Genomic DNA, 23,867 nt, shown 5'->3' with positions numbered 1-23,867 from the left:
TCAGGTATGGGTTTTTATTTTCTTAACAGAAAAATTTTCAATGAATTTAAAATGAACAATGAAAAAAGGGGCCATGCCCAAAAGTAATTAATTACTTTTGAGACAGCCCCTTATTTCTCTTTCAATCTTATTAAGATGGTTAGTTTTTTGCAGTTTAATCATAAAATAAATTGTAAAAAAATATACAGGTTAATTTTTTGTCGAACTCATAAACTAAGAAGGGAGGTGATATTTTGATTCATGCCGAAGATAAAATTTCCGATGTAGTCTTTAATGTACCCGGTATAGAAAAAGTCTTTGAAAAACATCGGATTAAAGTATTTGGCTGAGGTAGTATGGCCAATTTCAGCATCGGTGATGCTGCCAGATTTTCCAGAGTTGATCTTAATTCTCTGTTGACAGAACTCAATGAATATGAACGGAATCATTAATATCTTAGGACCAGGGTTTTTTTAAGCCCTGGTTTTGTTATTATTTTTTATCTGATAATTAATTTTACTGTAAAAAGCAAATTTTCGCTTTATAAAGAAATTTTTCGAACTATCTAAAGTTCGATTTTAACTAAAATGATTAAACAAAAAATTTTAATGGTGCTTAAAATTAGTTTTTTGCAGTTTAATCATAATTTTAATAAAGCAGTTTTAGGGAGGCGTTTTTTTTTGATGATTTTTGGATTTAAGAGAGGAAAAAACTCTATTTATGTAGAATTGCATAAGTTATTGCAGTAAAGAAGGAGGTGATTTGTTATGAGCAAAAAAACAAGAACTATTTTGGTTGTTGACGATGAAGTAATGATTACAGAAAGTATATCCATATATCTGGAACTGACCACAGATTTACGGGTTTTAACTGCTAATGACCCTGAGGTGGGGCTTAAATATGTTAAAGAAGAAGAGATAGATCTGGTTATCTCTGATTTTTTAATGCCCAGTATGACTGGATTGGAGTTTTTGCGCCGTGTGAAAGAGATTAACCAGGATGCTGTATTGATTCTTCTTACCGGCTGTGCTGATAAAGAGAGTGCAATCAAAGCGATTAATGAAGTTGGACTATATTATTACATTGAAAAACCCTGGAATAATGAGGAACTGGTAAAAATCATATATAATGGTCTGGAAAAGAAGATATTGATTGATGAACTTAAAGAAAAGGTTGAAGAACTGAAAAAATCAAAAGATGAAATTACCCGTTTATATAATTTACTTGAAGAAGAATATAGACAGGAGAAGGAAAATATTGAGAATGTAATTATCTCTTTTGCCAAAGCTATTGAAGCTAAGGATAAATATACCGAAGATCATACTGAAAGAGTAAAACAGATGGCATTAAAAGTGGGTGAGAGATTTGATTTAAGTGAAGAGCAACTTAAAATTCTGGGAACAGCAGCACTAATCCACGATATTGGTAAAATAGGTGTTCCAGAAGCGATTTTAAATAAGCCGGGTAAGCTGACTGATGAAGAATTTGATATTATAAAAACTCATCCGGTGATCGGTGAAGAAATCTGTAAACCTTTAAAAACATTAGCTAAAATCCGTCAGCTTATACGCAGTCATCATGAAAAATTAGATGGCTCCGGTTATCCCGATGGTTTAAAAGGGGATGAGATTTGTCTAGAAGCTAGAATTTTAACAGTAGTAGATATCTTTGATGCCCTTTATTCAGACAGACCTTATCGTTCTAAATTACCAATTGAGCAGTGTATTGAAATATTACAAAAAGAAGCAGCAGGTGGGAAACTGGATCAAGATGTTGTTAGAATTCTTATTGAATTGATCCAGGAGGGTGAGATTAAAATATGAAAAAGTGGAAAAAGAATGAACGGGCATTAGAGAAAAAAATCAGGCGTATTATTGGAATAGAGTTTCTCTTTATTTTTATTCTGCTGGTAGGTATTTATATATGGTTTGCATATCAGTTTGTTATGTCTGGAACCTTAATAATTACCGAGATTTTTGGAAAAGTTTGTTTGAATCTGGTAGATGGGGATGATTTAAATAAAATTAATTCTATGGACGATTTTACAGGTCCTGAATATAAAGAGATTACCAGAAAATTAAAAGAGACATTTTCCTGGTTCTGGGAGAATGGTGTAATCCAATTTTCAATTATAAAAAAATTGAATGGTCAGATGGTCAGTATTATTGATAGTAAAGATGAACTTTTTACCTCCTATCAAATTTCGCCTGAAGTAATGAATCGATTGGAAAAATATCAATTTAGCGGTAAGATTGAGTATGTTAAAAGACCATATAATATTATTGCTTATACACCTATTTGGGATAGTAAAGGTGAGATGGCAGGGATTTTTGTCGCCAAACTTAATCCTAATATATGGCTGAGAATTTTTGATGTAATGATTCTAATAATTATCTTATTAATTATTGCCGTTTTTATATTTAATCTTGGGGTAACCCGGATTATGATGATGCGAATTGTTCGACCTTTGGAAATATTGGCACAAAAAATCCGAATGGTTGCACGGGTTGAAGATGATCTGACAGAGCGTATAACATTTAAAAAGACCTATAAAGAGGTAGAAGACTTAGCAGAAGCCACTAATATGGTGATGGATAGTACAAAGCGTTTTGTCAAATTGTTGGAGGATAAACAGGCACGATTGGAAGAAAAGAACCAACAGTTAACTCAGCAGGCTAAAAAATTGGCAGCTCAAACAGAAGAGCTAAAATTTCTTAATGAGAATTTAGAAGATGCTATGAAGCAACTTCAGGATACCCAGATCCAGCTGGTTCAATCGGAAAGGATGGCATCTTTGGGTGAGTTGACAGCTGGTGTGGCCCATGAAATAAATACACCGCTAGGAGCCATTAATAGCAATACCGATATTATTGAAATGGTGATTGGTTTTCTCAAAGAGGAGCTGGATTTAGAACATAATGAAAAAGTAGCACAGATGTTTGATAAACTTAAAAAAGCTAATGATACCAATAAATTAGCCTGTGATAGGATCATTAAAATCGTACGCCAACTGAAAAACTTTTCCCGCCTGGACGATGCTGAATTTCAGGAAGTATCTCTCCACGATGGAATAGAAAGTGTACTGATACTTTCACATAATTTGCTCAAACACCGGATTAAGGTACATAAAGAGTTTGGTGAGATTCCGCCTGTCAAATGTTTTCCCAATCAATTAAATCAGGTCTTTATGAATATAATAGTTAATGCTGCACAGGCTATTGAGAATAACGGGGATATATGGATAAAAACCTGGGCTAAAGGTGATAAAGTTTTTGTCCAGATTAGAGATAACGGGATCGGAATTCCCCCTGAAAATTTACATAGAATTTTTGATCCTGGTTTTACAACTAAAGAAAAGGGAATTGGTACAGGCCTTGGATTATCAATATGTCGTAAAATTATAGAAAAACATAATGGTAAAATTAGTGTTGAGAGCGAAGTGGGTAAAGGAACTGCTTTTACCATAGAACTGCCTATAAACAATACTTTTGGTGAGATATAGGAAAAGATTTCCTAATAACTCTTTTTTTTTGCTTTTTTTGAGTATAGAGCGGAACAAAAAAAGAATAATCTTAATATAAGAGGTTAAAGGTTGAGCAAATTAATTTTAAATCATTTTGTATCCGGGCTTGTCTTTTTTTGGGGATTTATTTTACTAAATCTTGATAAGTGATAATCCGGTTTTTTCCTGCATTTTTGGCTGTATACATAGCTTCATCAGCAAAGTTGATATTTTCAATGATGGAATAATCCTTCTGATAAAGGTTAATTCCATCACTAATAATAATAGTTTTACCTTCAAAATTTTTAGAGACGAATTCCTCACGAATTCGATTGGCGTGTTGATAAGCTGTAGTTAAATCCGTGTTAGCGAAAAGAACGGGAAATTCTTCTCCACCGAAGCGGCAGGCAAAATCTTTATCGGTTATATGCTTTTTGAGTATTCTTGCCAGGGCTTTTAAAACCTGATCACTGAAGAAATGACCTTTAGTATTATTGACCCTTTTGAAATTATCTAAATCAAATAATATTATGGCAAAAGGTTTTTTATTTTTTATGGTCAGATATCATTTATTTAAAGTGTCTTTTTAAAAGCAGGCGGTTAGGTAAATTAGTTAAAGGATTTTTGGAGGTCAGGTCGCGGGCTTTCTTTTCCCGAAACTGACTTGCGAGTATTTTTCGGTTTCATTTCATAAACCTCTATAGCAGTGAAGATTAAATAAATGACTCTAAATTCAATTGAATTTGTTCCGGCGGGGTAAAATAAAAAGATGTAATGGTAGAAAAGATTAGAGTATAGATAGTACCTCGAAAACCATATTTGATACCATTGTATGAAATGACGATAAAATAAAGAAAGTAAGAATCAGAACGTAGGCCGCCTCTGGCACAGAGAACAAGATTAATCAGTAATATATCAACATACATAGTGGATTTAAGAACAATACTGAACCGGTCCTTTTTGTTATAAGCTGCAATAGTAACAAGGGTAGTATAAATACAGGCCAATATAAGACTAAAAATGCGTTTTCATGAAATTTACTTAACTTATAGGCAATTGGGGCGATAAAAACTAACATAATCCAACGATAGATAGATGCTCTTTTTTCTAATTATTTGAAAAAGGCTAAATTGACTTTTTGCATTACTATCACCTTATTCTTATAAATATAAATACGATTAAACTGTAAAAAGCTAATTTTGAGCGCCATAGAAATTTTTCGTTTAACCATCTTAGTAAGATTTCAGTCGAAATAAGGCCTTATCACAGGAGGTGATGAGGCCTTATTTCGACTGAAATCGAATTTTAGATGATTCGAAAAATTAGCTTTTTGCAGTAAAATCATCTATGGATAAAAAGCACTTGTCGGATTCTTTAACTGACAAGTGCTTTTTCTATCAGCCCAATACATTGTCAAGGAACATCATAATAACGAAACCGATTAAAAGAAAATGGGTTGCCATCTTGGAAGATATGCCTTTTTGGGTTTCAGGGATAATTTCAGAAGCAATGACAAAGAGCATGGCACCTGCTGCAAAAGCCAGGCCTAAGGGAAGCAGGGGTTTTGCTATTGATACTAAACCTACCCCCAATAGACCACCTATAGGTTCCACAAGGCCAGTTGTCAGTGCGATGAGAAATGCCCGGGTTGGAGAGAATTTCTCTTTTAAAAAGGGTAGGGCTACTGCTAATCCTTCAGGTATGTTCTGTAAGCCAATAGCGATAGCTAAACTAAGACCATTAGCAATATTACCATCTCCGAAACCAACACCTACTGCGAGACCTTCTGGGAAGTTATGTAGGGTAATAGCTATGGCAAAGAGCCAGACTTTTTTTAGTGCTTTTCCGTTGATGGGTTCATGAGAGTTTCCATTTCCATTTAAACGTGAGTTGGTCAAAAGGTTGGTATCTGGGAAAAATTTATTTAAAAGATCGAGAAAAATTCCTCCAATAAGCATCCCCAGAACTGTGATGGTAGCTCCTTTGATTCCACCACCTCCTGCTTCAATTGCAGGTAAGATAAGACTAAAGGAAGTGGCTGCTAACATGACCCCGGCCGCGAAACCTAAAGAACAATCCAGATATTTTTTAGAAAATTTTCTTTTAAAAAAGATGGGGACGGCACCAACCCCTGTAGCCAGCCCTGCTATAAGACTTGCCATGATTCCGAGGTGAATAATATTAAATTGCTGTAGGTAGTCTATCATGAACATTCCTCCTCTTTAGTATAAGGTACACTGACATAGTATGAAAATAAGGAAGTAAGTGTGATTGTGAAAAGGGGTTTTTATATAAAACCGCGAAGTCAATATTAATAGAACAGAAAGTGAGAAGGGATGAAAGACTTAGAAAAGGGTTAAACTAAACGAAAAATTGACAGAGAAAAAATACTAATGCTATAATAATGAAGAATGTATATATATGATTCTACTGCAAAAAGCTAATTTTTCGCTTCAAAAGAGATTTTCCGAACCATCTAAAGTTCGACTGAAATCTCACTAAGATGGTTTAATGAAAAATTTCTATATCATTCAAAATTAGCTTTTTGCAGTAGAATCATATTATAAGTAAAAGGAGGTTTATAAGGATGTCTGAGGTAAGGGTCCGTTTTGCACCCAGTCCAACAGGTTATCTTCATGTTGGAAGTTTAAGAACAGCTTTATATAACTATCTTTTTGCCAGAAGAAACAATGGTAAGGTGATTTTGCGGATTGAAGATACTGATCGTGAGCGGTTAGTAGAAGATGCTATTGAAAAAATGATTAATACTTTTAAAAGGGTTAATCTGGAATTTGATGAAGGGCCCGTACAGGGTGGAGATTATGGGCCATATATCCAGTCTGAACGGAAACATTTATATCAAAAATATGCTAAACAATTAGTAGAGACAGGACATGCTTATTATTGTTTCTGTAGCAAAGAGGAATTGGACGAAATGCGGAAAAAGCAGATTGAATCTGGTCAGGCCCCTAAATATGATAAGCGTTGTTTAAAACTTTCTAAAGAAGAAGTCCAAAAACGTCTGGATGCAGGTGAACCCTATGTAATTCGTCTTAATGTTCCCTCTGGACGGACTATTACTTTTAACGATTTGATTCACGGTCCTACTACTTTTGAGACTGATAACATTGATGATCAAATTCTTCTCAAATCAGATGGATTTCCTACCTATCATCTGGCAGTAGTTATTGATGATCACCATATGGGTATTACTCATGTTCTAAGAGCTGATGAATGGATTCCCAGTACGCCTAAACACATTCTTCTTTATGAGGCCTTTGGATGGGAACCGCCAAAGTTTGGCCATATTCCATTGTTAGTTAATACTGAAGGTAAGAAATTAAGCAAGCGTGATGGTGATGTATCAGTAGAAGATTATCTTAATAAAGGATACTTGCCTGAAGCTTTAATTAATTATCTTGCTCTATTAGGGTGGAATCCAGGGACTGAGGAAGAATTCTTTACTTTAAAAGAACTGGAACAGAGATTTTCTTTAGACCGGGTTAATGATTCAGCAGGTGTCTTTGATATAGAAAAGCTTAATTGGATGAATGGTAAGTATATTCGTTCTAAAGAGCTGGATGAGATAGTGGAAATGGTTAAACCTTATCTTGAAAATGCAGGTTACACTATTCCTGAAGATGAAGAGCGGTTTAAATGGATGGTGGAAGCTGTTTATCAAGATCTGGATTATCTGGCTCAGATTACTGATAAGATGGAGATTTTCTATCGTGATAAATTTGAGGTAACTGATCCTAAATCTCTAGAATTACTTGAACTGGATTCTTCCAGAAAACTCTTTAAAGTACTTAAAGAAAAATTTGAAAGTGTTGAAAAAATTACTCCTGATAATTTCCAGGAATTAATTAAAGTTGCCGGAAAAGAAGCAGGTGTCAAGGGGAAATTGCTTTATATGCCAATCCGCCTTGCGGTTTCAGGTCAACAACATGGCCCTGACTTAAAACTTCTGATTTGTGGATTGGGCAAAGAAAGGGCAATTGAGCGGTTAAGTCATTGGATTTAAATAAAAAAACCTCTATTTCTTTAAAAAGAAGTAGAGGTTTTTTAAGTCTATTTCAGGTTTAGCAAATCCAGATCTTTAATTCCTAATTTTCTTAATATTTTAGAGATAATTATAGCTAATACTCCACCTATAATTGTATTAACTAATTGTGGTAACTGGATTGTTTTAATTACTGTTTCTGGAAGTTCTAAATAATATTCGACGGATAGTGTTATGACTAAAAATTTGGCCAGGGAGCTAAGGAGGATTATGAGGATATTATATAATTTATATGAATATTTTTTTCGATAGAAATATTCAAAAATACCGATCATTACTAGATTTCCTGAGATGATATATGGAATAGCTGGTTCTAAAGGAAGTGGTAAGGTTCCGTTCTTAAAAGCAATCCAGGGAGTAAGAAGTCCAATCATGCCTGCACTGTATGGCCCTATCAGAATAATTGCAAGAAAAATCATCATATTAACCAGAGGGTCTATCAGAAATTGAGGCAAAGCTATCATTTGTAGGATGATAGTTATAATTAACAGGAGAGCGGTCCGGGTTACAAAGTAGATTTTGTAACTCATAACAAGTCCTCCTTATAAAATGTTTATTTGTATAATAATGGTATTCGACATATATCGGTGAAATTCCTTTTAAAAAGAAAAAAAGTCCAATTTAGGCTTAAAATCCGAAAAAATTATCTATTAGAATATGCTTTTTTTGGGACTTAATAAGATGAATAGCTTCGATTTTTATACCAACCTCTTCTAAAATTTTTTGAATTTCTAATTTTATTTCTGGTTTAACCCTGATGACTTCACCACAGTTATGATAACCATTTTCCTTAAGGGCTTTTTCTGCTCTCAGAGCGTGGTATGTAGAAGGAAAAGTGAATACCAGATATTCTCTTGACATAATATCGTACCTTTCAGAGTTTTTGTGAAATCAATTTATGGTTAAACTGCAAAAAGCTAATTTTTCACTTTTTGAGAGATTTTTCGAATCATCTAAAGCTCGATTTTCGCCGAAATAAGGCTTCCTAATCAAAGGGCCCTCCTGGCCCTTGATTAGCTCATCACCTCCTGTGATGAGGCCTTATTTCGTCGGAAATCTTGCTAAGATGATTTGGCGAAAAATTTCTATGTCACTCAAAATTAGCTTTTTGCAGAAGTACCCGATTACCAGGACAGTAACCAGTCCGATGATAACTGCGATTTGACCGTTAGCGGTGGTACCTTTCCCACTGCTGGCAAGGCCGAAATTATGTGCGAAAGCTGTGCCCAGAATCATTCCGAAGACGGTTATAACAGAATCCAGATTTCCTTCTGTAGATTTGATCAATTGCCGGAGTGGATAGTCACTTGCAAAAGTAGCACAGATTCCTACCAGAGTCATACTCAAAAAAGACCAGAGGTAATCACTGTGGGCAGCGGGCTGATTAGCAAAACCCAGTTTAAATTGGCCAAAGATCAAATTAAAGAACAGAGCAGTTACAAAAGTCATCGGATATCCCTGAAATAGATGAGGGTTTTTACCAAATATAAGATTTCGATATCCTCCAGTAAAACAAAACCCTGTGCTTTGAACAAGAAATCCAACGATGAGGCCTACGAACAGGCTCAGCAAAATAGGTGCAGATAAAGAACCAGGGCCAGCCTGACTGAAGGCGATAAATGCCGGTTTAACAATCAACAGAATCAATAAGCAAATCATCTATATAGGAAAGACCTAACCGCTGACCTGATTTTCAGATGAAATAGGTTTACTCAGGGTAAAACCCTTTTTAAGATAGATGGTTCCTATAACTATACGAAAGACAAAATCCAACATATCACCTATTGCATTCAAATCACCGCCTGCAAGACGTAAAATCGTCCTTAAAGGACATCTCAAAAAGACCATAGCACCGATCATCATAAAAGCACCAAAGAGAAGACAGAGTACAGTTTCAGATCCACCCCGGGTTTTCAAACTTGACTAATAAGGATTCAAAAAACCCGATAATAAGATCTGTAATGATAATGAACTTATGATGCTTATCCATTTTAAATCAACCTCCTGATTTATATTAATTATGATTTTACTGCAAAAAGCTAATTTTTCTTTAAAAGAAATTTTTCGAACCATCTAAAGTTCGACTGAAATCTCGTTAAGATGGTTTATCGAAAAATTTCTATGTTGCTTAAAATTAGCTTTTTGCAGTATAACCATTATTTTTTTATCAGGACTTGTAAAACGGGCGCAAATCAGTTACACTTATTAATAATGAAGTTTTTACATATCTAGAATATGCATGATATATATATTCAATAATATAGCAAAACTATAAATTTTTTTCTTTAAGAGAAAGGAGGTATACCTGGTTTTTTAAACCAGGGACTGATAATGCAAGATTTTAAACGTGAGATTGCTCTTTTATTAGCTGAGCAACTACCTGAAGGATTGGAATTGGATTTAGAAGAGATGATTGAAGTTCCGCCTAAACCAGAGATGGGAGATTATGCATTTCCATGTTTTAAATTGGCTAAATATTTGCGGAAAAACCCGGTAAAAATTGCTGAAGAGCTGAAAGAAAAACTTGAACCCCGGGGAGTGATAGCAGATATTCAACAGATTGAGGCGTATATCAATTTTTTCATCAAAAAGTCAGAGTTTTCCCGTCAGGTATTGGATCAGGTATTGCGCCATCCTGATGATTACGGTTCTCAACAGATTGGAGCCAATAAAACCATTGTTATTGATTTCTCATCACCTAATATTGCTAAACCTTTTAACATTGGCCATCTTCGTTCTACAGTAATTGGAGGAGCTTTGAAAAACATTTTTGAATATCTGGGTTATGAAGTTCAGGGGATTAACTTTTTAGGAGATTGGGGTACTCAGTTTGGGAAAGTAATTTACGCCTATAAACTTTGGGGTAATAAAGTGGATTTATCTCAGGAACCCATTAAACAGCTTTTGAAGTTATATGTCAAATTTCATGAAGAGGCTGAGAAAAATCCGGAGTTGGATGAAGAGGCAAGAGCCTGGTTTAGGCGCCTGGAAGAAGGTAACCCTGAAGCCCGGAAGCTGTGGGAAAAATTCCGCAAGATCACCATTGATGAGTTGAAAAAGATTTACGATCGGATGGGAATTGAGTTTGATGAATATTCCGGCGAGAGTTTTTACAGTAAAAAAGCTGATGAGGTTGCTGCCCGTCTTGAAGAGATGGGTTTGCTTCAGGAGAGCGAAGGCGCAATGATTGTAGATCTGAGCGAATACGATATGCCGCCATTTATAGTCAAGAAAAAGGACGGTACTACACTCTATGCTGTCCGGGATTTGGCGGCTGCCATCGACCGCTATGAACGTTTCGGTTTTACCCAGTCTCTTTATGTGGTTGGACAGGAACAGACCCTTCACTTCAAGCAGGTCTTTAAGGTACTGGAATTAATGGGATATGAATGGGCCAACAGATGTGTTCATGTACCGTTTGGTCTTTATCTTTTCAGTGGTGAAAAAATGTCCACCCGGAAAGGAAAAGTAATCTTTCTTGAAGAAGTATTAGATGAAGCAGTTAGTCGGGTAAGAGAAGTGATAGAAGAAAAGAACCCAGGTCTTGAAGAGAAAGATAAAGTAGCCGAAATGGTTGGTGTTGGTGCTGTATTCTTTGCTGATCTGAAGAATACACGGATTAAAAATGTACCATTTGATTATGATAAAATTCTTTCCTTTGAAGGTGAGACCGGTCCATATCTTCAGTATACCCATGCCCGGATTACTAGCTTACTGAAAAAAGGTGAAGAGCAATTAGATCTGGATAAGATCGATTTTGATCAATTAAAAGAACCGGAAGAGATGGCAGTAATTAAAACAGTCGGTGAGTTTCCGGCTAAAATTCAGGAGGCTGCTCAAAAATTAGAACCTTCTATAATTGCCAAATATTTAATTAGTCTGGCTGCGGCGTTCAATACCTTCTATAATGCTCATCGGATAATTACAGATGATCTGACTTTGACCAGAGCTAGATTGGCGCTGGCCCTAGCAGTAAAGATTACTTTGCGCAATGGATTAAAACTTTTGGGTATTAAGGCGCCTGATCAGATGTAAATTCAAGATGGAAGTACGGAATTCTATGAAATTTAACGAATTTATAGATTGATTTAGTTTAATAATTATGATATACTGGTTAAAAACCTTATAGACGGCACTGGTGGTATGGTAGTATAGTAGAATTGCCGTTTAGCATTTAAGTAAGAAAGTCTGGTCAAAAATGTATTGGTTATGCAAGCAAGATATAATTTTGACCAGAAGTTCTGATTTTATGGTTAAATTTAGATTAATTAGATATAAATTCTATTATACACCACTCTCCACCAGGGGGAGTGGTTTTTTGTTAAAAACTAAATAAGGAGGTGAAAGAAAATGGACTTGAAAATTAATCAACTGAATCGATTAAAGGGTGAGTTAGTTATACCTGGAGATAAATCTATTTCCCATCGTTCAATAATTTTAGGTTCTTTAGCTGATGGGAAAACCCGGGTAAAGGGATTTTTAGAAAGTGAAGATTGTCTTAACACACTTGCTGCTTTTCGGGCAATGGGAGTTACTATTGAGAAAATAAGACCAGGTGAATATATAATCGAAGGAGTTGGTCTTTACGGTCTTAAGGAGCCGGAGCAGGTAATTGATTGTGGGAATTCTGGAACGTCCATGAGATTATTGGCTGGTTTATTGGCTCCACAGAACTTTTATACCGTCCTGACTGGAGATCATTCCCTGCGTCATCGTCCAATGGATCGGGTAATTGAACCCTTAAACAGGATGGGTGCAAAAATCTGGGCCAGGAAAGGGAAGTATGCTCCTTTGAGTATTCAAGGGAGTAAGTTACAGGGTATAAATTATTCCCTGCCTGTAGCCAGTGCTCAGGTAAAATCGGCGATTTTATTGGCTGGACTCTATGCTGATGGAGATATTAATCTTATAGAACCTGGATTATCAAGAGACCATACCGAAAGAATGTTGATAGGATTTGGGGTTGATTTACAAAAAGATGGAAACAAAATCCATTTATCTGGGGAAACTGAAAAACGACTTTATCCTCAGGATCTTCAAATTCCTGGAGATATTTCTTCGGCAGCTTTTTTCATTACGGCTGGCTTAATCACTTCCGGTAGTGAAATATTATTGAAAAATGTAGGACTAAACCCCACAAGGAGCGGTTTTATTGAAGTGGTAAAAAAGATGGGAGGGGAAATAGAATTTTTAAATCCTCGTAAGATGAGTGGTGAACCGGTAGCAGATATTCTGGTCAAAAGCAGTAAATTACATGGGATTACAATCGAGGGGGAAATTATTCCGAGACTGATTGATGAATTGCCGATTATTGCTGTTTTAGCAAGCCAGGCAGAAGGAAAAACAATTATCAGGGATGCAGCCGAACTCAGGGTAAAAGAAACAGATCGGATTAAAGCAATGGCTAGTGAGTTAACTAAACTAGGTGTTGAGATAGAGGAATTACCGGATGGTATGGTAGTACAAGGTCCTGCTCGAATCAGGGGAGGAGTGAAAGTTCATAGTTATGGTGATCACAGGATTGCCATGTCCCTGGCAATTGCAGGATTAGTAGCTGATTCTGAAATTATTATTCAGGAAAGTCAATGTATCAATACTTCTTTTCCAGAATTTGTAAAGATATTACGCTCTTTGTATTGATAACTAAAATTTAAAAAGATATTTAACGGCTCTGGTGGTATGGTAGGATGGTAGGGTTGTTATTAGTATATAGTCAAATTGCTGGATTTAGTCTCAATGGAGACTGATTGTCCTTAAACACTCTCCACCAGGGGAGTGTTTTTTTTAAAAAAGTTAGTAAGGAGGTAAAGAAAATGAGTTTGATGAGAAAGGTGCGTCAAAATGTTAGAGAACTTGGTAGGTATCAACCTGGTAAACCTATTGAAGAGGTTAAAAGAAAATATCAGGTGGATAATATCATTAAAATGGCCTCAAATGAAAATCCGTTAGGTCCTTCCCCACTGGTACTAAAACTTCTCCGGGAGGGGCTTCAAGGGATTCATCAGTATCCTGATAGCAACTGTTATTATCTTAAACAGGCTTTATGTCGGTTCTATAATCTAGAAGAAGAAAATTTGATCATTGGGAATGGTTCTGATGAGATTATTGATCTTATTATGGCAGTTCTGGTTGAGCCAGGAGATGAAGTTATTTATGCTAATCCATCATTTATAAAGTATCGATTGGCTGTTCAGGCGGCCGGGGGAAAAAGTGTTGAAATTCCTTTAAGAAAAGATTTTACTCATGATCTTAAAAAAATGGCAAATGCAGTAACTAGAAAAACCAGAGTAATCTTTATATGTAATCCTAATAATCCCACAGGGACGATAGTAGGTCAGGGAGAAATATTAGATTTTCTAAGCCAAATTCCCACTGATATTTTGGTTGTGATCGATCAGGCTTATCGAGAATATGTAACAGATCCTACCTATTGTGATGGTTTGAACCTTATTCATAAGTATCCGAATCTTCTTTTGCTCAGGACTTTTTCTAAAATTTATGGATTGGCAGGACTTCGCGTGGGATACGGAATTGGACATCCAGAGATAATTGATATGTTGAATCGGGTACGGAGTCCTTTTAATGTAAATTTATTGGCTCAAAAAGCTGCTATTTTCGCTTTGCAGGATCAGAATCATGTATTGACAAGTCGATATGTAAATGAACAGGGCAAAAAATATTTATACCAGAATTTAGATAAAGTTGGATTGGATTATATACCCACACAGGGTAATTTTATGCTAATTAATACAGGTTGTGATGCACAAGAAATTTTTGAGAAGTTGTTAATGCGTGGAATTATCATTCGGCCGGGAAATATATTTGGATTACCGACCTGGATCAGGATCACAATTGGTACAGAGAATGCAAATAAAAGATTTATTTCAGCTTTAATAGAGATATTACCTGAAAGGAGGAAAAAAGTAAATGATTGTGGTTATGAAACAAAATAGTTCAGATATACAGGTACAAAAGGTGGTGGAACGATTAAAACAGTTGAATTATGGCATTCATCTTTCAAGGGGAACTCATCGGACAATTATTGGAGCAATCGGTGATCAACAGCAAAAAGAGACAGTAATGGAGGCAATAGAAGTTATGGATGGGGTAGAAAAGGTTGTACCTATTCTTAATCCTTACAAATTATCCAGCCGGGAATTTAAACCAGAAAAGACAATTGTTAAAGTTGGCGATATTGAGATTGGTGGGAAGGAAATTATAGTTATGGCTGGCCCGTGTGCAGTAGAAAATGAGGAACAATTGATGACCACTGCCTGGGCGGTTAAAAAATCTGGAGCAAAGATTCTCAGGGGAGGGGCTTTTAAACCCAGAACGTCTCCTTATAGTTTCCAGGGCCTGGGTGAAAAAGGTCTGAAATTGCTTGCAAAAGCCCGGGAAGAGACCGGATTGAAAATTGTTACTGAATTGATGGATTTAACAAACCTGGAACTGGTTTATGAGTATGCAGATATAATTCAGATTGGAGCAAGAAATATGCAGAACTTCCCCCTTCTGCGGGCTGTAGGTCGTCTGGATAAACCTGTTTTGTTAAAAAGGGGTATGGCTTCTACCATTAAAGAATGGCTAATGGCTGCAGAATATATTATGTCTGAAGGAAATTACCAGGTTATTTTATGTGAACGGGGAATTCGAACATTTGAAGATGCTACCAGGAATACTTTAGATATTAGTGCTATTCCGTTGATCCAACAATTAAGCCATTTACCCATTATTGCTGATCCCAGTCATGGTACGGGAAAATGGAACCTGGTTACACCCATGGCAAAAGCGGCTGTTGCTGCCGGTGCAGATGGATTAATGATAGAGGTTCACCCCTGTCCTGAAAAGGCTGTTTCTGATGGGCCCCAATCACTAACGCCGGAAAATTTTCATTTGTTAATGCAAGAAGTAAGTAAAGTGGCAAAGGCTATTGATCGCGATATTCTTGACCAGGGAGTGTTGGTTTAATGGAAGTAATTAATCAAATGACTGTGGTAGGTGTGGGGTTGATAGGAGGTTCTCTGGCACGGGCCTTTCGGAAACAGAGATTATGCAAAACTATTGTCGGGGTTGATATTAATGCAGAGGTAATAAAAAAGGCTTTGCAGTTTAAGGTTATTGACCAGGGAACTCTGGATTTAAAAGAAGGGGTTAGAGATGCAGATTTAATCATTTTAGCTGTTCCTGTTGGAGTCATTGGTACTGTATTAAAGGAAATAAAAACTTATATTAAGCAATCTGCCTGGATTTTAGATGTAGGAAGTACAAAAAGTGATATTATAAAACAGGCTGAAGAATATTTAAAAGATCGTCCCGATTTGGTTTTTGTAGGAGGACATCCAATGGCTGGTTCAGAAAAGGCAGGGGTAGAGTGGAGTGACCCTTATCTCTTTCAGGGCGCTCCATTTATTCTGATACCGCTTGCAAAGAATCCACGATCAGAAGTATTACAGTTATCTCAGTGGTTAGAGAGGATTGGAGCCAGGGTGGTGATAATGGATCATGAGCAACACGATTTGCAGGTTGGTTATGTCAGTCATCTTCCACATCTGGTAGCTGCTGCATTAGTAAATGTATTAAGCAGGAATTTTACTAATATAAATGAGGTTTTAAGTCTGTCGGGTGGAGGTTTTAAAGATACAACCAGAATAGCAGCAAGTCAGCCCAATATCTGGATAGATATTTTTTCATCAAATCGTCAAAAACTGAAAAAGATTTTAGACCATTTTCTGGAAGAGTTAATAGAAGTAAAAAAGATGCTTTCTAGAGATGATAGGGAAGGGTTATTTGAATATTTTTCTAAGGCCCGGCAAATTAGAACAGAATTTTTTGAGGAGGAGAAATGATGAAAAAAGAACAGTTGCAATTTTTGAGAGAAAAATTGGATAAAATTAATTTAGAGATTTTAAAATTATTAAATATACGAGGTAGGATTGTTCAAAAGATTGGTCAGGTGAAAATGGAGATTGGGTATACTTTAATAGATGCAAAAAGGGAAAAAGAAATTTTACAAAATTTATTTTTACACAACCAGGGCCCTTTTTCTAATCAGCAAATCACAGCAATTTTTCAGGAAATTTTTAGGCAATCAATTGAGCTACAGAAGGAAATATTTAATATAAAACGAATGAAAGATTAAACTGCATTTCGACTGAAATCGAACTTTAGTATGGTTCGAAAAATTGGCTTTTTCAGTAAAATTGTAAAATGATTAAAACAATTTTAATGATCTGGAGGTGAAGAATGTCGCTTTTTTGAAGGTGACAGATTTTATGAAAAAATATCTGGGGATTATTGGAGATCCAATTGAACATTCTCTTTCACCGATTATGCATAATGCAGCTTTAGAGAAGCAAAAATTGGATTATATCTATTTACCTTTTCAAGTAACTCCTGATAATTTAAAAGATGCATTAAAAGGATTTAAAGCATTAAATATTGTTGGTGTAAATGTGACCATTCCGTATAAAGTAGCTGTTATGTCCTATCTTGATCAAATTTCTGAAGAAGCAGCTTTAATTGGTGCTATTAATACTATTCATCTTAAGGATGGTAAATGGATTGGTTATAATACCGATGGAATAGGCTTTTTACGTTCTTTAAGAGAAGATGGTGGAACAGATCCGGAAGGTTTAAGGGTATTGCTCTTTGGAGCAGGAGGAGCAGCCAGGGCTGTAGCTGTTCAACTGGGTCTTTCTAAAGCAAAAGAGATTGTTATTGCCAACCGGACCAGAAAAAGGGGAGAAGATCTGGCGAAAGAACTGGGAGGGAAAATTTCTACCACCTCCTTTCGAGCGGTTGGGTTTACACCAGGGGAATTGAAAGAAGAGATGAAAAAGGCTCAGATTATTGTCAATGCTACACCTGTTGGAATGAAATCCATCACGCAAAAAGAACTACCCTTAAAGCTGGAGTGGTTTAGACCTGAGCATCTGGTGGTAGAGCTGGTTTATCGCCCACTTAAGACTCCACTTTTAAAAATGGCCCGCAGCGCTGGTGCTTCTATTCTTTCAGGGGAAGGAATGCTCCTTTATCAGGGGGCAGAGGCATATAAAATCTGGACAGGAATGGAGCCTCCTATAGAGGTGATGCGCCGGGCCATTCTTGATCAATTAAAAAAGGAGGATTGAACCATGTTTACATATCTTACAGCCGGTGAATCTCATGGAAAGATGCTTACTGCAATTATCAAAAAGGTACCATCAGGGCTTTCGTTGACAGCAGAGATGATCAATAAAGAACTGGCTCGCCGTCAACGGGGATATGGCCGGGGGGGAAGGATGAAGATAGAAAAAGATCGTGTCCAGATTACATCTGGTGTCAGGCACGGTTTGACTCTGGGGAGTCCTATTAGCCTTATTATTAAAAATAAGGATTGGGAGAACTGGCAGGACGTAATGGCTGTAGAGCCCCTGGCAGATGAAGAACATCAAATTGAACCCATGACCAATCCCCGGCCAGGTCATGCTGACCTTCCGGGTGCCATCAAATATAATACCCGTGATTTACGTAATATTCTGGAGCGTGCCAGCGCCAGAGAAACAGCGATCAGGACGGCTGTTGGAGCAGTCTGTCGCCAATTTTTGCGCCAGTTTGGAATAGAAATCTTTAGTCATGTGGTTCAAATCGGTGATATCAAAGCTCCCACCTGGGGAGAGTTGACGGATAAGAAAGGAGAGATAGTAGTCACTGATAATAAAGCAATCAAAAATTTCTTTGCACAGGTTGAGAAATCAGCTCTTCGCTGCGGGAATCCAGCGATTGAAGAAAAGATGATCCATCTCATTGATACCTGGCGTGATGCTGGGGATTCAGTGGGGGGTGTTTTTGAAATTGTGGTAACCGGGTTACCTGTGGGTCTTGGAAGTTATGTACAGTGGGATGAGAGATTGGACGGGAAGTTGGCCCAGGCTTTGATAAGTATTCAGGGGATCAAAGGTGTAGAATTTGGATTAGGTTTTAGCGGTGCTGGAATGCCGGGGTCAAAGGTACATGATCAGATCTATTATCAGGCTTCTTCTAATGGAGGTAAATTTTACCGTACGACCAATCGGGCCGGCGGTTTAGAAGGTGGGATGACCAATGGTGAACCTCTAATCATCAGGGCAGCGATGAAACCCATACCCACTCTTATGAATCCTCTCCATTCAGTAGACATTTTGACTAAGCGAGAGATTTTTGCCAGCAAAGAGCGGGCAGATGTCTGTGCTGTTCCTGCTGCTAGTGTGGTGGGGGAAGGGGTAGTGGCTATAGTTCTTGCACAGGTGTTTGCTGCTAAATTTGGTGGTGACAGCATGGCAGAAATCCGTCACAACTATAAACAATATCAGGCATATGTGAGGAGTTTTTAAGATGAAATTAGAAGATAAAAATATTGTGTTAATTGGAATGATGGGTTCGGGCAAAACAACTGTTGGAAAAATGTTGGCTAAAGAGATGAGTTTAAATTTTGTGGATACAGATAAAGAACTGGAAGAAAAAATTGGCCGTTCTATAAGTGAGATATTTGCTACGGATGGAGAGGATGAATTTCGTAGGCTGGAAGAGGAGATTGTAAAACAGGTTGCTGAAAGAGGCGGTCAGGTGATTGCTACTGGGGGGGGAGTTGTTCTTAAACCTGAAAATATCAAAGTATTACGGAAAAAGGGAATAATTATTTTTCTTTACACAGCCCCTCAGGTTCTTATTAAGCGTCTTAAGGATGATGATTCCAGACCTTTGATAAAATGTAGTGACCCGGAGAGAAGGCTGAAAGAATTACTTAGAATCAGACTGCCTTTATATCGGAAGGCAGCTCAGATAGAGGTTGATACCGGCCGTCTTACACCCGATCAGGTGGTACGGGTATTGGTTGAAAAGATTCAGGAGGGATCAGGATGCAGAAAAAGTTGACCATTTATTTAAAGGAGCGGAGTTACCCTATTTTTATTGGAGATAATTTTTTACATAAATTAGGAGAACTTATTAAAAATCTGATTCCTAAAGCCCGGCGGAGTTTTGTGATTTCTAATACTACCGTTTTTCCACTCTATGGTGAAATTGTGATGAAAAGTCTTGAAGATGTGGATTTAAATCCTGGTAGTGGATTAATTTCTGATGGGGAGGAATATAAATCACTTGATACTGCCAGCAATATTTATGACCAACTGATAGAGCATCAGATGGATCGGAGTTCTGTGGTAATCAGTCTGGGAGGCGGTGTAGTTGGTGATCTGGCGGGCTTTGTAGCTGCCACTTATATGCGTGGGATTCCTTTTGTGCAAGTGCCGACTACTTTGCTGGCCCAGGTTGATAGTAGTATTGGAGGAAAAGTAGCTGTTAACCATCCGGCTGGTAAAAACCTGATCGGTGCATTTTACCAACCCCGACTGGTTCTGATAGATGTTGCCACATTAAAGACTCTTGCCAGAGAAGAGCTGATTGCTGGAATGGCTGAAATTATCAAACACGGTATGATACTGGATGCTGATTATTTTAACTGGATTGAAGAAAATCTTGATAAAATCCTTAATCTTGATCCTTCCGTACTAATTCAACTAATATATGGTTCCTGTCGCATTAAAGGTCAGGTGGTAGAAGCAGATGAAAAAGAAGAGAATTTGCGTGCCATTTTAAACTTTGGACATACAGTAGGCCATGCTTTAGAAGTGGTTACCCATTATAAGAGATACCGTCACGGTGAAGCTGTTGCCATTGGAATGGTAATTGCCACTCGGTTGGCTGAATATATGGGAATGATTAACGAAGATAATGTAAAACGGTTGGTTCAACTGCTGGACCGCACCAGTCTTCCAACCCAACTTCCACCAGATATAAGCTCAACTGCTATTCTGGAAGCTATAAAACAGGATAAGAAATCTTTTCAGGGTAAAGTTAGGATGATCCTTCCCACTGCCATTGGTCAGGTACATATCACCGATAAGTGGTGTGAACAGGATTTGATAGAGATTATGGAAAAATAATTATAACCAAAATATGTTAATAATAAATATTATAACAAGTAATAGTATATTTATCATAATAATTAAATATAAATTTAATTTTTTTATTGTTTTTTTGCAATATATTGGTTGATTTTAAGCAATATAAATGATATAATTAAAGTACTAGTAATTACATAAAAAGTTATATTTGCCATATAATTATGTATGGCAGGGGAGGAATTGTTGAATGATTATCAGTGCTGAAATTGACCTTGATCAACGTTATGAACTGGCTCTGGATTTAAAGAAAAAGGGGAAGTATGTTGATTTATTAGAAGTTGCAACTGAAAATGCAGCATTTGCCCGGTACTTATCTAGTTTAAGTGACCTGGCAAAAAATTTAGAATTACAGGCCTTTGCATATTATAAACTTCAATATTATAAAAAATCTCTTGAAAAGTTTGAAACTATTTTGAGTAAAGAAACGGAAGTTGTAATGTGTTTAGGGAATGAATTTATAAATCGTATTAAATTCGGTGCAGCTATTGATAAGAATATTTTGGGTGATCTTCAAGGTGCTTATCAGCTATTGACCGTAATTCTTGATAATTCCGAGGATGAGGATTTAAAGACAAAAGTGATAATTACTCTCAGTTATGTTTTTCAATATTTATACCAGATTTCTAATAAAGAATTTTATGTCAATAATGCAATAAATTTTCTCCAAGATAAGATTAAATCAGGAACTTTAAATACCCAAATGTTAGAGTTTTACAAGACTGCATTAGGTATTGCATTGTTACAAAAAAAAGAAACAAATAAAGCATTAAAATTACTTACTGAAGTATTAAATACCACAACATCTGATTATATTGCCAGTCATGCTATGAATGAATTGGCATGGTTATATATTCAACTAAAAAAGTATGATCAGGCAGATGAATATCTCAATAAAGCTTATGAGATTTTGAAAAATGTTGATGATAAAGTTGAATTAGCCCGGAATTATTTTTTAAGAGGGTTATGGTATAAAGAGCAGAATCAGTATGAAAGGGCAGAATATTATCTGAAAGAAAGTGCAAATATATTTGAAGAAAAGCAGGTTTTACTTGAATTACTTAACGTAAGTTATGAATTATTTAAAATATATGAGAGAGTAAATCCGGCAAAAGCGGCAAAATTTTTTGTTACCTGTGAGAAAATTAGAGAGAAAATTTATACACCAGAGGAGGTATAAGAAGTGAAGAGGGGAATTTTGTTTGTTGTCTTAATTGTTATTCTTGTAGTGTATTTAATGAATTATGCTCTTACTGTACCAACTTTAAATACGGACACAAAATTGTCAGGTTATGTAAAACAAGAAATAAAAACAACAACTTTCGAAATTTACCTAGCAGGTTTTGTATATCCCGATCCTGGTCCAGATACTTCTAGCCTTGGTTTTTCAACTTCTGCTTAATCTTTTTAATTTAAAAACTCTTGAGCTTCTGCTCAAGAGTTTTTTATGTTTTATAAGATTTATTCTGCCCAATATACTGAAGGATATTTTCTATCTTACGTTCTTCTAATCCCAATTCTTCCAGTAATAATTTAATAGCATGTTCCCGGGGGTCGAGGGACATTTGCGGAAAATGAACCGTAAGAACACTTTCAATCTTTTTTAACTCTTCTTTTGTGGGGTTAGAGCCCTGATCAAATTCCATAAATCTGAAAATAAGAATCCCGGTCTCCTGAGCAAGTTTTTCGTAAGTCCAATTTAGTTTATCCAGATAATCCTTAAGCAGGGTGGAAAAAGAGTATTGATCTAATCTATCACTTGCTAGTATAAAGTAGTATGCTGGGAGATTAAAATATCTGGCGATATCTAAAAGTACGTCCAGAGTTAACTTGGTTTTACCATTACGAATTCTGGAATAGCTTGATTTAGACACACCAATCCCCCTGGCTATATCCTGGTCGGAGATACCGAATTTATTTTTTAATATTTCGATTTTTTCAAACACCAATTTGGTTAACTCCTCCATAATTTACCTCCCCTAAAAGTATTATATAACATTTTATAGTTTCAGTCAATAAATCCAGATAATTTAGTTGTAAAAATCGGGACAAAAAATTAATAGTTGACCAAAATGGAACTTTAAGGTATAATAAAAATATAGAAAGTGTAAAAACCCCACTTTTCTCTTGTGGAGTGCCAGTTGACTTTATTCCCAAATCTTTTCCTGGCCTCTCTCTTTTTCTTCAAAGTTTATTTAAAAGGAGGCAGTTTTAATGGGTAATTACTATTTGCTTTTAAGGAACGGAACTATGGAAACCATTAAAAATTTTCTGAATGTATACCAGGAAAATGATAAACTAGTAGTTGAAACAACTAATGATTCAATAACTTTTGAAAAAAATCAGGTTGTAATGCATGGAACTGAAGATTATTGGGTCAAGGTACTGGAACTTTTCAAGTGTATTGATAGGATTATGTACAAGCGGATAAATAGTTCTCTGGCTAAAGCTGTCACTTTGGGTTATCTTTTTGGCAAGATTAGTTGATGATTTTATAAATCGTATTTTTTACATAGGTAACTTTGTTTTCTGTTTTTTTAATTTGTTTAAGTTTTTTCTTCCTGAACGAAAAATTATAATGTAAAAATGTTTTTTTTCGGTCTCAACAACATTATAAACAAAAATCACAGAATTTGCAACCATCATTTTAATATAACTAATTAAAATATAATGACTAATTCAAAAAAATATTTATAAAATAAGCTAATAGTTTCAAAAAATATTTTTTACAAAAATCTTTTAAAATGAAATATCTTTGACTATCGGAAAAACTTCTTTAAGTTTGGGTAAGGAAGTCTTTTTGTTTTCTCTGTTGAAGGAAATCTAAATTTGTTATAAGAGAGGGCTTATTTTGGCACAATTGGAGCAAGACCTGAACATTACATGGAGTGGAAAGACCCATATCCCCTTAAGCTAAAAGATATAGACGAAAAACTTATATTTTAGGATCCTTATTCTGGGAATGTTTAGAAAAAACTTCCTGATCTTATCTAGAACTTTATTGTTTTTGAACTTGTCTATGGTAAGCTTGTCAAAAAACTGGCAAGATACTAACAGTATCGGGCAGTTAATAAAGCTATTGAGTGTCTTTTAAAAGGCAAAACTCCCAGAGAAAGGGGCGGAGTTATCTGGCATACTCAGGGGTCTGGAAAATCTCTTACAATGGTTTTTTTAGCTTCCAAAATCAGAAGAAGGGGGCTAAGTTGATTTTTAGCGTTTTAGTCTTGATTTTATGTAATTTTTTCAATATTATATTTAGACACGGAGAAATGACAAGGTTTAGTTTTTTTATAAGTATAAGCCTTGACTATTTACATTAAAAATGTTATTTTAATGTAAGAAG

At 36.0% G+C, this 23,867-nt stretch carries 25 protein-coding genes; 17 read left to right on the top strand and 8 right to left on the bottom strand.

Annotated elements, in window-relative coordinates; all coding sequences use genetic code 11:
- Window positions 1-746 precede the first annotated feature (746 nt).
- Together BBF96_RS12920 and BBF96_RS12915 are read left to right on the top strand one after the other, a co-directional pair.
- A complete protein-coding gene (locus tag BBF96_RS12920) occupies window positions 747-1,802 on the top strand; it encodes an HD domain-containing phosphohydrolase (RefSeq protein WP_127017552.1) in 1,056 nt (351 codons plus the stop codon).
- Complete coding sequence (locus BBF96_RS12915; RefSeq protein WP_127017551.1) at window positions 1,799-3,481, top strand: sensor histidine kinase; 1,683 nt, start codon at window positions 1,799-1,801, stop codon at window positions 3,479-3,481. Before BBF96_RS12920 ends, BBF96_RS12915 begins: the two co-directional genes overlap by 4 nt.
- 145 nt (window positions 3,482-3,626) lie before the next feature.
- Here the strand turns inward: BBF96_RS12915 and BBF96_RS17510 are convergent, their stop codons facing one another.
- The 3 genes from BBF96_RS17510 to BBF96_RS12900 all read right to left on the bottom strand — a co-directional run bounded on the left by BBF96_RS17510 (window position 3,627) and on the right by BBF96_RS12900 (window position 5,688).
- The gene (locus BBF96_RS17510; RefSeq protein ID WP_418655023.1) at window positions 3,627-4,037 is read right to left on the bottom strand and encodes a GGDEF domain-containing protein; all 411 of its coding nucleotides are present in this window, start codon (window positions 4,035-4,037) and stop codon (window positions 3,627-3,629) included.
- A 157-nt stretch (window positions 4,038-4,194) separates the two neighbouring features.
- The gene (locus BBF96_RS12905) at window positions 4,195-4,488 is read right to left on the bottom strand and encodes a hypothetical protein (protein ID WP_127017550.1); all 294 of its coding nucleotides are present in this window, start codon (window positions 4,486-4,488) and stop codon (window positions 4,195-4,197) included.
- A gap of 390 nt (window positions 4,489-4,878) precedes the next feature.
- Window positions 4,879-5,688, bottom strand: coding sequence for a ZIP family metal transporter (locus tag BBF96_RS12900; RefSeq protein WP_127017549.1), 810 nt, complete (start codon window positions 5,686-5,688; stop codon window positions 4,879-4,881).
- Window positions 5,689-6,068: 380 nt separating this feature from the next.
- Here BBF96_RS12900 and gltX point away from each other — a divergent pair, with 380 nt between their 5' ends.
- Window positions 6,069-7,505 (top strand): glutamate--tRNA ligase, encoded by a 1,437-nt coding sequence (gene gltX / locus BBF96_RS12895; RefSeq protein WP_127017548.1) that lies wholly within the window; start codon window positions 6,069-6,071, stop codon window positions 7,503-7,505.
- A 47-nt stretch (window positions 7,506-7,552) separates the two neighbouring features.
- Here gltX and BBF96_RS12890 read toward each other — a convergent pair whose 3' ends face one another.
- From BBF96_RS12890 to BBF96_RS12875, 4 genes are all read right to left on the bottom strand, one after another.
- Window positions 7,553-8,074, bottom strand: a complete 522-nt coding sequence (locus BBF96_RS12890; RefSeq protein ID WP_127017547.1) for an ECF transporter S component — start codon at window positions 8,072-8,074, stop codon at window positions 7,553-7,555.
- Window positions 8,075-8,171: 97 nt separating this feature from the next.
- The gene (locus BBF96_RS12885; protein WP_127017546.1) at window positions 8,172-8,405 is read right to left on the bottom strand and encodes a putative Se/S carrier protein; all 234 of its coding nucleotides are present in this window, start codon (window positions 8,403-8,405) and stop codon (window positions 8,172-8,174) included.
- 180 nt (window positions 8,406-8,585) lie between these two features.
- Entirely contained in the window at window positions 8,586-9,191 is a 606-nt protein-coding gene (yedE, locus tag BBF96_RS12880) for a YedE family putative selenium transporter (RefSeq protein ID WP_164731061.1), read from the bottom strand.
- 27 nt (window positions 9,192-9,218) lie between these two features.
- On the bottom strand, window positions 9,219-9,404 hold the full coding sequence (locus BBF96_RS12875) for a hypothetical protein (protein ID WP_164731060.1): 186 nt from the start codon (window positions 9,402-9,404) through the stop codon (window positions 9,219-9,221).
- A gap of 471 nt (window positions 9,405-9,875) precedes the next feature.
- Here BBF96_RS12875 and argS point away from each other — a divergent pair, with 471 nt between their 5' ends.
- The 12 genes from argS (at window position 9,876) to BBF96_RS12815 (ending at window position 21,926) form a co-directional block, all read left to right on the top strand.
- Window positions 9,876-11,579 (top strand): arginine--tRNA ligase, encoded by a 1,704-nt coding sequence (argS, locus tag BBF96_RS12870; protein ID WP_127017543.1) that lies wholly within the window; start codon window positions 9,876-9,878, stop codon window positions 11,577-11,579.
- Between the two features lie 315 nt (window positions 11,580-11,894).
- Window positions 11,895-13,184: a 3-phosphoshikimate 1-carboxyvinyltransferase gene (gene aroA, locus BBF96_RS12865; protein WP_127017542.1), complete on the top strand. Its 1,290-nt coding sequence runs from the start codon at window positions 11,895-11,897 to the stop codon at window positions 13,182-13,184.
- Between the two features lie 173 nt (window positions 13,185-13,357).
- Window positions 13,358-14,497, top strand: a complete 1,140-nt coding sequence (hisC, locus tag BBF96_RS12860) for a histidinol-phosphate transaminase (RefSeq protein WP_127017541.1) — start codon at window positions 13,358-13,360, stop codon at window positions 14,495-14,497.
- Window positions 14,472-15,512: a 3-deoxy-7-phosphoheptulonate synthase gene (aroF, locus tag BBF96_RS12855; RefSeq protein ID WP_127017540.1), complete on the top strand. Its 1,041-nt coding sequence runs from the start codon at window positions 14,472-14,474 to the stop codon at window positions 15,510-15,512. Before hisC ends, aroF begins: the two co-directional genes overlap by 26 nt.
- The gene (locus BBF96_RS12850) at window positions 15,512-16,390 is read left to right on the top strand and encodes a prephenate dehydrogenase (protein ID WP_127017539.1); all 879 of its coding nucleotides are present in this window, start codon (window positions 15,512-15,514) and stop codon (window positions 16,388-16,390) included. Before aroF ends, BBF96_RS12850 begins: the two co-directional genes overlap by 1 nt.
- On the top strand, window positions 16,390-16,683 hold the full coding sequence (locus BBF96_RS12845) for a chorismate mutase (RefSeq protein ID WP_164731059.1): 294 nt from the start codon (window positions 16,390-16,392) through the stop codon (window positions 16,681-16,683). Before BBF96_RS12850 ends, BBF96_RS12845 begins: the two co-directional genes overlap by 1 nt.
- 133 nt (window positions 16,684-16,816) lie before the next feature.
- The gene (gene aroE, locus BBF96_RS12840) at window positions 16,817-17,674 is read left to right on the top strand and encodes a shikimate dehydrogenase (RefSeq protein WP_127017537.1); all 858 of its coding nucleotides are present in this window, start codon (window positions 16,817-16,819) and stop codon (window positions 17,672-17,674) included.
- 3 nt (window positions 17,675-17,677) lie between these two features.
- Window positions 17,678-18,895 carry a chorismate synthase gene (gene aroC, locus BBF96_RS12835; RefSeq protein ID WP_127017536.1) on the top strand — a complete coding sequence of 406 codons (1,218 nt, stop codon included), beginning with the start codon at window positions 17,678-17,680 and terminating at the stop codon, window positions 18,893-18,895.
- A gap of 1 nt (window position 18,896) precedes the next feature.
- Window positions 18,897-19,436 (top strand): shikimate kinase, encoded by a 540-nt coding sequence (locus BBF96_RS12830; RefSeq protein WP_127017535.1) that lies wholly within the window; start codon window positions 18,897-18,899, stop codon window positions 19,434-19,436.
- Complete coding sequence (gene aroB / locus BBF96_RS12825; protein ID WP_127017534.1) at window positions 19,421-20,506, top strand: 3-dehydroquinate synthase; 1,086 nt, start codon at window positions 19,421-19,423, stop codon at window positions 20,504-20,506. The genes BBF96_RS12830 and aroB overlap by 16 nt, the downstream gene beginning before the upstream one ends.
- A 208-nt stretch (window positions 20,507-20,714) precedes the next feature.
- Complete coding sequence (locus tag BBF96_RS12820) at window positions 20,715-21,704, top strand: tetratricopeptide repeat protein (protein WP_127017533.1); 990 nt, start codon at window positions 20,715-20,717, stop codon at window positions 21,702-21,704.
- A gap of 3 nt (window positions 21,705-21,707) precedes the next feature.
- Window positions 21,708-21,926, top strand: a complete 219-nt coding sequence (locus BBF96_RS12815) for a hypothetical protein (protein ID WP_127017532.1) — start codon at window positions 21,708-21,710, stop codon at window positions 21,924-21,926.
- Between the two features lie 43 nt (window positions 21,927-21,969).
- Here BBF96_RS12815 and BBF96_RS12810 read toward each other — a convergent pair whose 3' ends face one another.
- The gene (locus tag BBF96_RS12810; RefSeq protein WP_127017531.1) at window positions 21,970-22,491 is read right to left on the bottom strand and encodes a helix-turn-helix domain-containing protein; all 522 of its coding nucleotides are present in this window, start codon (window positions 22,489-22,491) and stop codon (window positions 21,970-21,972) included.
- Window positions 22,492-22,738: 247 nt separating this feature from the next.
- Between BBF96_RS12810 and BBF96_RS12805 the strand changes: the two genes are divergently transcribed.
- Both BBF96_RS12805 and BBF96_RS17505 read left to right on the top strand, forming a co-directional pair.
- The gene (locus tag BBF96_RS12805) at window positions 22,739-23,011 is read left to right on the top strand and encodes a hypothetical protein (RefSeq protein ID WP_127017530.1); all 273 of its coding nucleotides are present in this window, start codon (window positions 22,739-22,741) and stop codon (window positions 23,009-23,011) included.
- Between the two features lie 591 nt (window positions 23,012-23,602).
- Complete coding sequence (locus BBF96_RS17505; RefSeq protein WP_164731168.1) at window positions 23,603-23,731, top strand: hypothetical protein; 129 nt, start codon at window positions 23,603-23,605, stop codon at window positions 23,729-23,731.
- Window positions 23,732-23,867: the final 136 nt, after the last annotated feature.

The sequence above is a fragment of the Anoxybacter fermentans genome, assembly GCF_003991135.1.
Taxonomy (GTDB): Bacteria; Bacillota; Halanaerobiia; order DY22613; family DY22613; genus Anoxybacter; species Anoxybacter fermentans.
The sequence above is the reverse complement of the archived record's forward strand: the minus strand, read 5'-3'. Positions and strand labels throughout refer to the sequence as shown.

Bases quoted from the DNA above. Each gene is read 5' to 3' on its own strand.
- aroA (WP_127017542.1), top strand. From the start codon at position 11,895: ATGGACTTGAAAATTAATCAACTGAATCGATTAAAGGGTGAGTTAGTT.
- BBF96_RS12850 (WP_127017539.1), top strand. From the start codon at position 15,512: ATGGAAGTAATTAATCAAATGACTGTGGTAGGTGTGGGGTTGATAGGA.
- BBF96_RS12845 (WP_164731059.1), top strand. From the start codon at position 16,390: ATGAAAAAAGAACAGTTGCAATTTTTGAGAGAAAAATTGGATAAAATT.
- BBF96_RS12885 (WP_127017546.1), bottom strand. From the start codon at position 8,405: ATGTCAAGAGAATATCTGGTATTCACTTTTCCTTCTACATACCACGCT.
- BBF96_RS12830 (WP_127017535.1), top strand. From the start codon at position 18,897: ATGAAATTAGAAGATAAAAATATTGTGTTAATTGGAATGATGGGTTCG.
- hisC (WP_127017541.1), top strand. From the start codon at position 13,358: ATGAGTTTGATGAGAAAGGTGCGTCAAAATGTTAGAGAACTTGGTAGG.
- argS (WP_127017543.1), top strand. From the start codon at position 9,876: ATGCAAGATTTTAAACGTGAGATTGCTCTTTTATTAGCTGAGCAACTA.
- BBF96_RS12810 (WP_127017531.1), bottom strand. From the start codon at position 22,491: ATGGAGGAGTTAACCAAATTGGTGTTTGAAAAAATCGAAATATTAAAA.
- BBF96_RS12900 (WP_127017549.1), bottom strand. From the start codon at position 5,688: ATGATAGACTACCTACAGCAATTTAATATTATTCACCTCGGAATCATG.
- BBF96_RS12875 (WP_164731060.1), bottom strand. From the start codon at position 9,404: ATGATCGGTGCTATGGTCTTTTTGAGATGTCCTTTAAGGACGATTTTA.
- aroC (WP_127017536.1), top strand. From the start codon at position 17,678: ATGTTTACATATCTTACAGCCGGTGAATCTCATGGAAAGATGCTTACT.
- BBF96_RS12805 (WP_127017530.1), top strand. From the start codon at position 22,739: ATGGGTAATTACTATTTGCTTTTAAGGAACGGAACTATGGAAACCATT.
- aroE (WP_127017537.1), top strand. From the start codon at position 16,817: ATGAAAAAATATCTGGGGATTATTGGAGATCCAATTGAACATTCTCTT.
- gltX (WP_127017548.1), top strand. From the start codon at position 6,069: ATGTCTGAGGTAAGGGTCCGTTTTGCACCCAGTCCAACAGGTTATCTT.
- aroF (WP_127017540.1), top strand. From the start codon at position 14,472: ATGATTGTGGTTATGAAACAAAATAGTTCAGATATACAGGTACAAAAG.
- BBF96_RS12915 (WP_127017551.1), top strand. From the start codon at position 1,799: ATGAAAAAGTGGAAAAAGAATGAACGGGCATTAGAGAAAAAAATCAGG.
- BBF96_RS12890 (WP_127017547.1), bottom strand. From the start codon at position 8,074: ATGAGTTACAAAATCTACTTTGTAACCCGGACCGCTCTCCTGTTAATT.
- aroB (WP_127017534.1), top strand. From the start codon at position 19,421: ATGCAGAAAAAGTTGACCATTTATTTAAAGGAGCGGAGTTACCCTATT.
- BBF96_RS12920 (WP_127017552.1), top strand. From the start codon at position 747: ATGAGCAAAAAAACAAGAACTATTTTGGTTGTTGACGATGAAGTAATG.
- BBF96_RS12820 (WP_127017533.1), top strand. From the start codon at position 20,715: ATGATTATCAGTGCTGAAATTGACCTTGATCAACGTTATGAACTGGCT.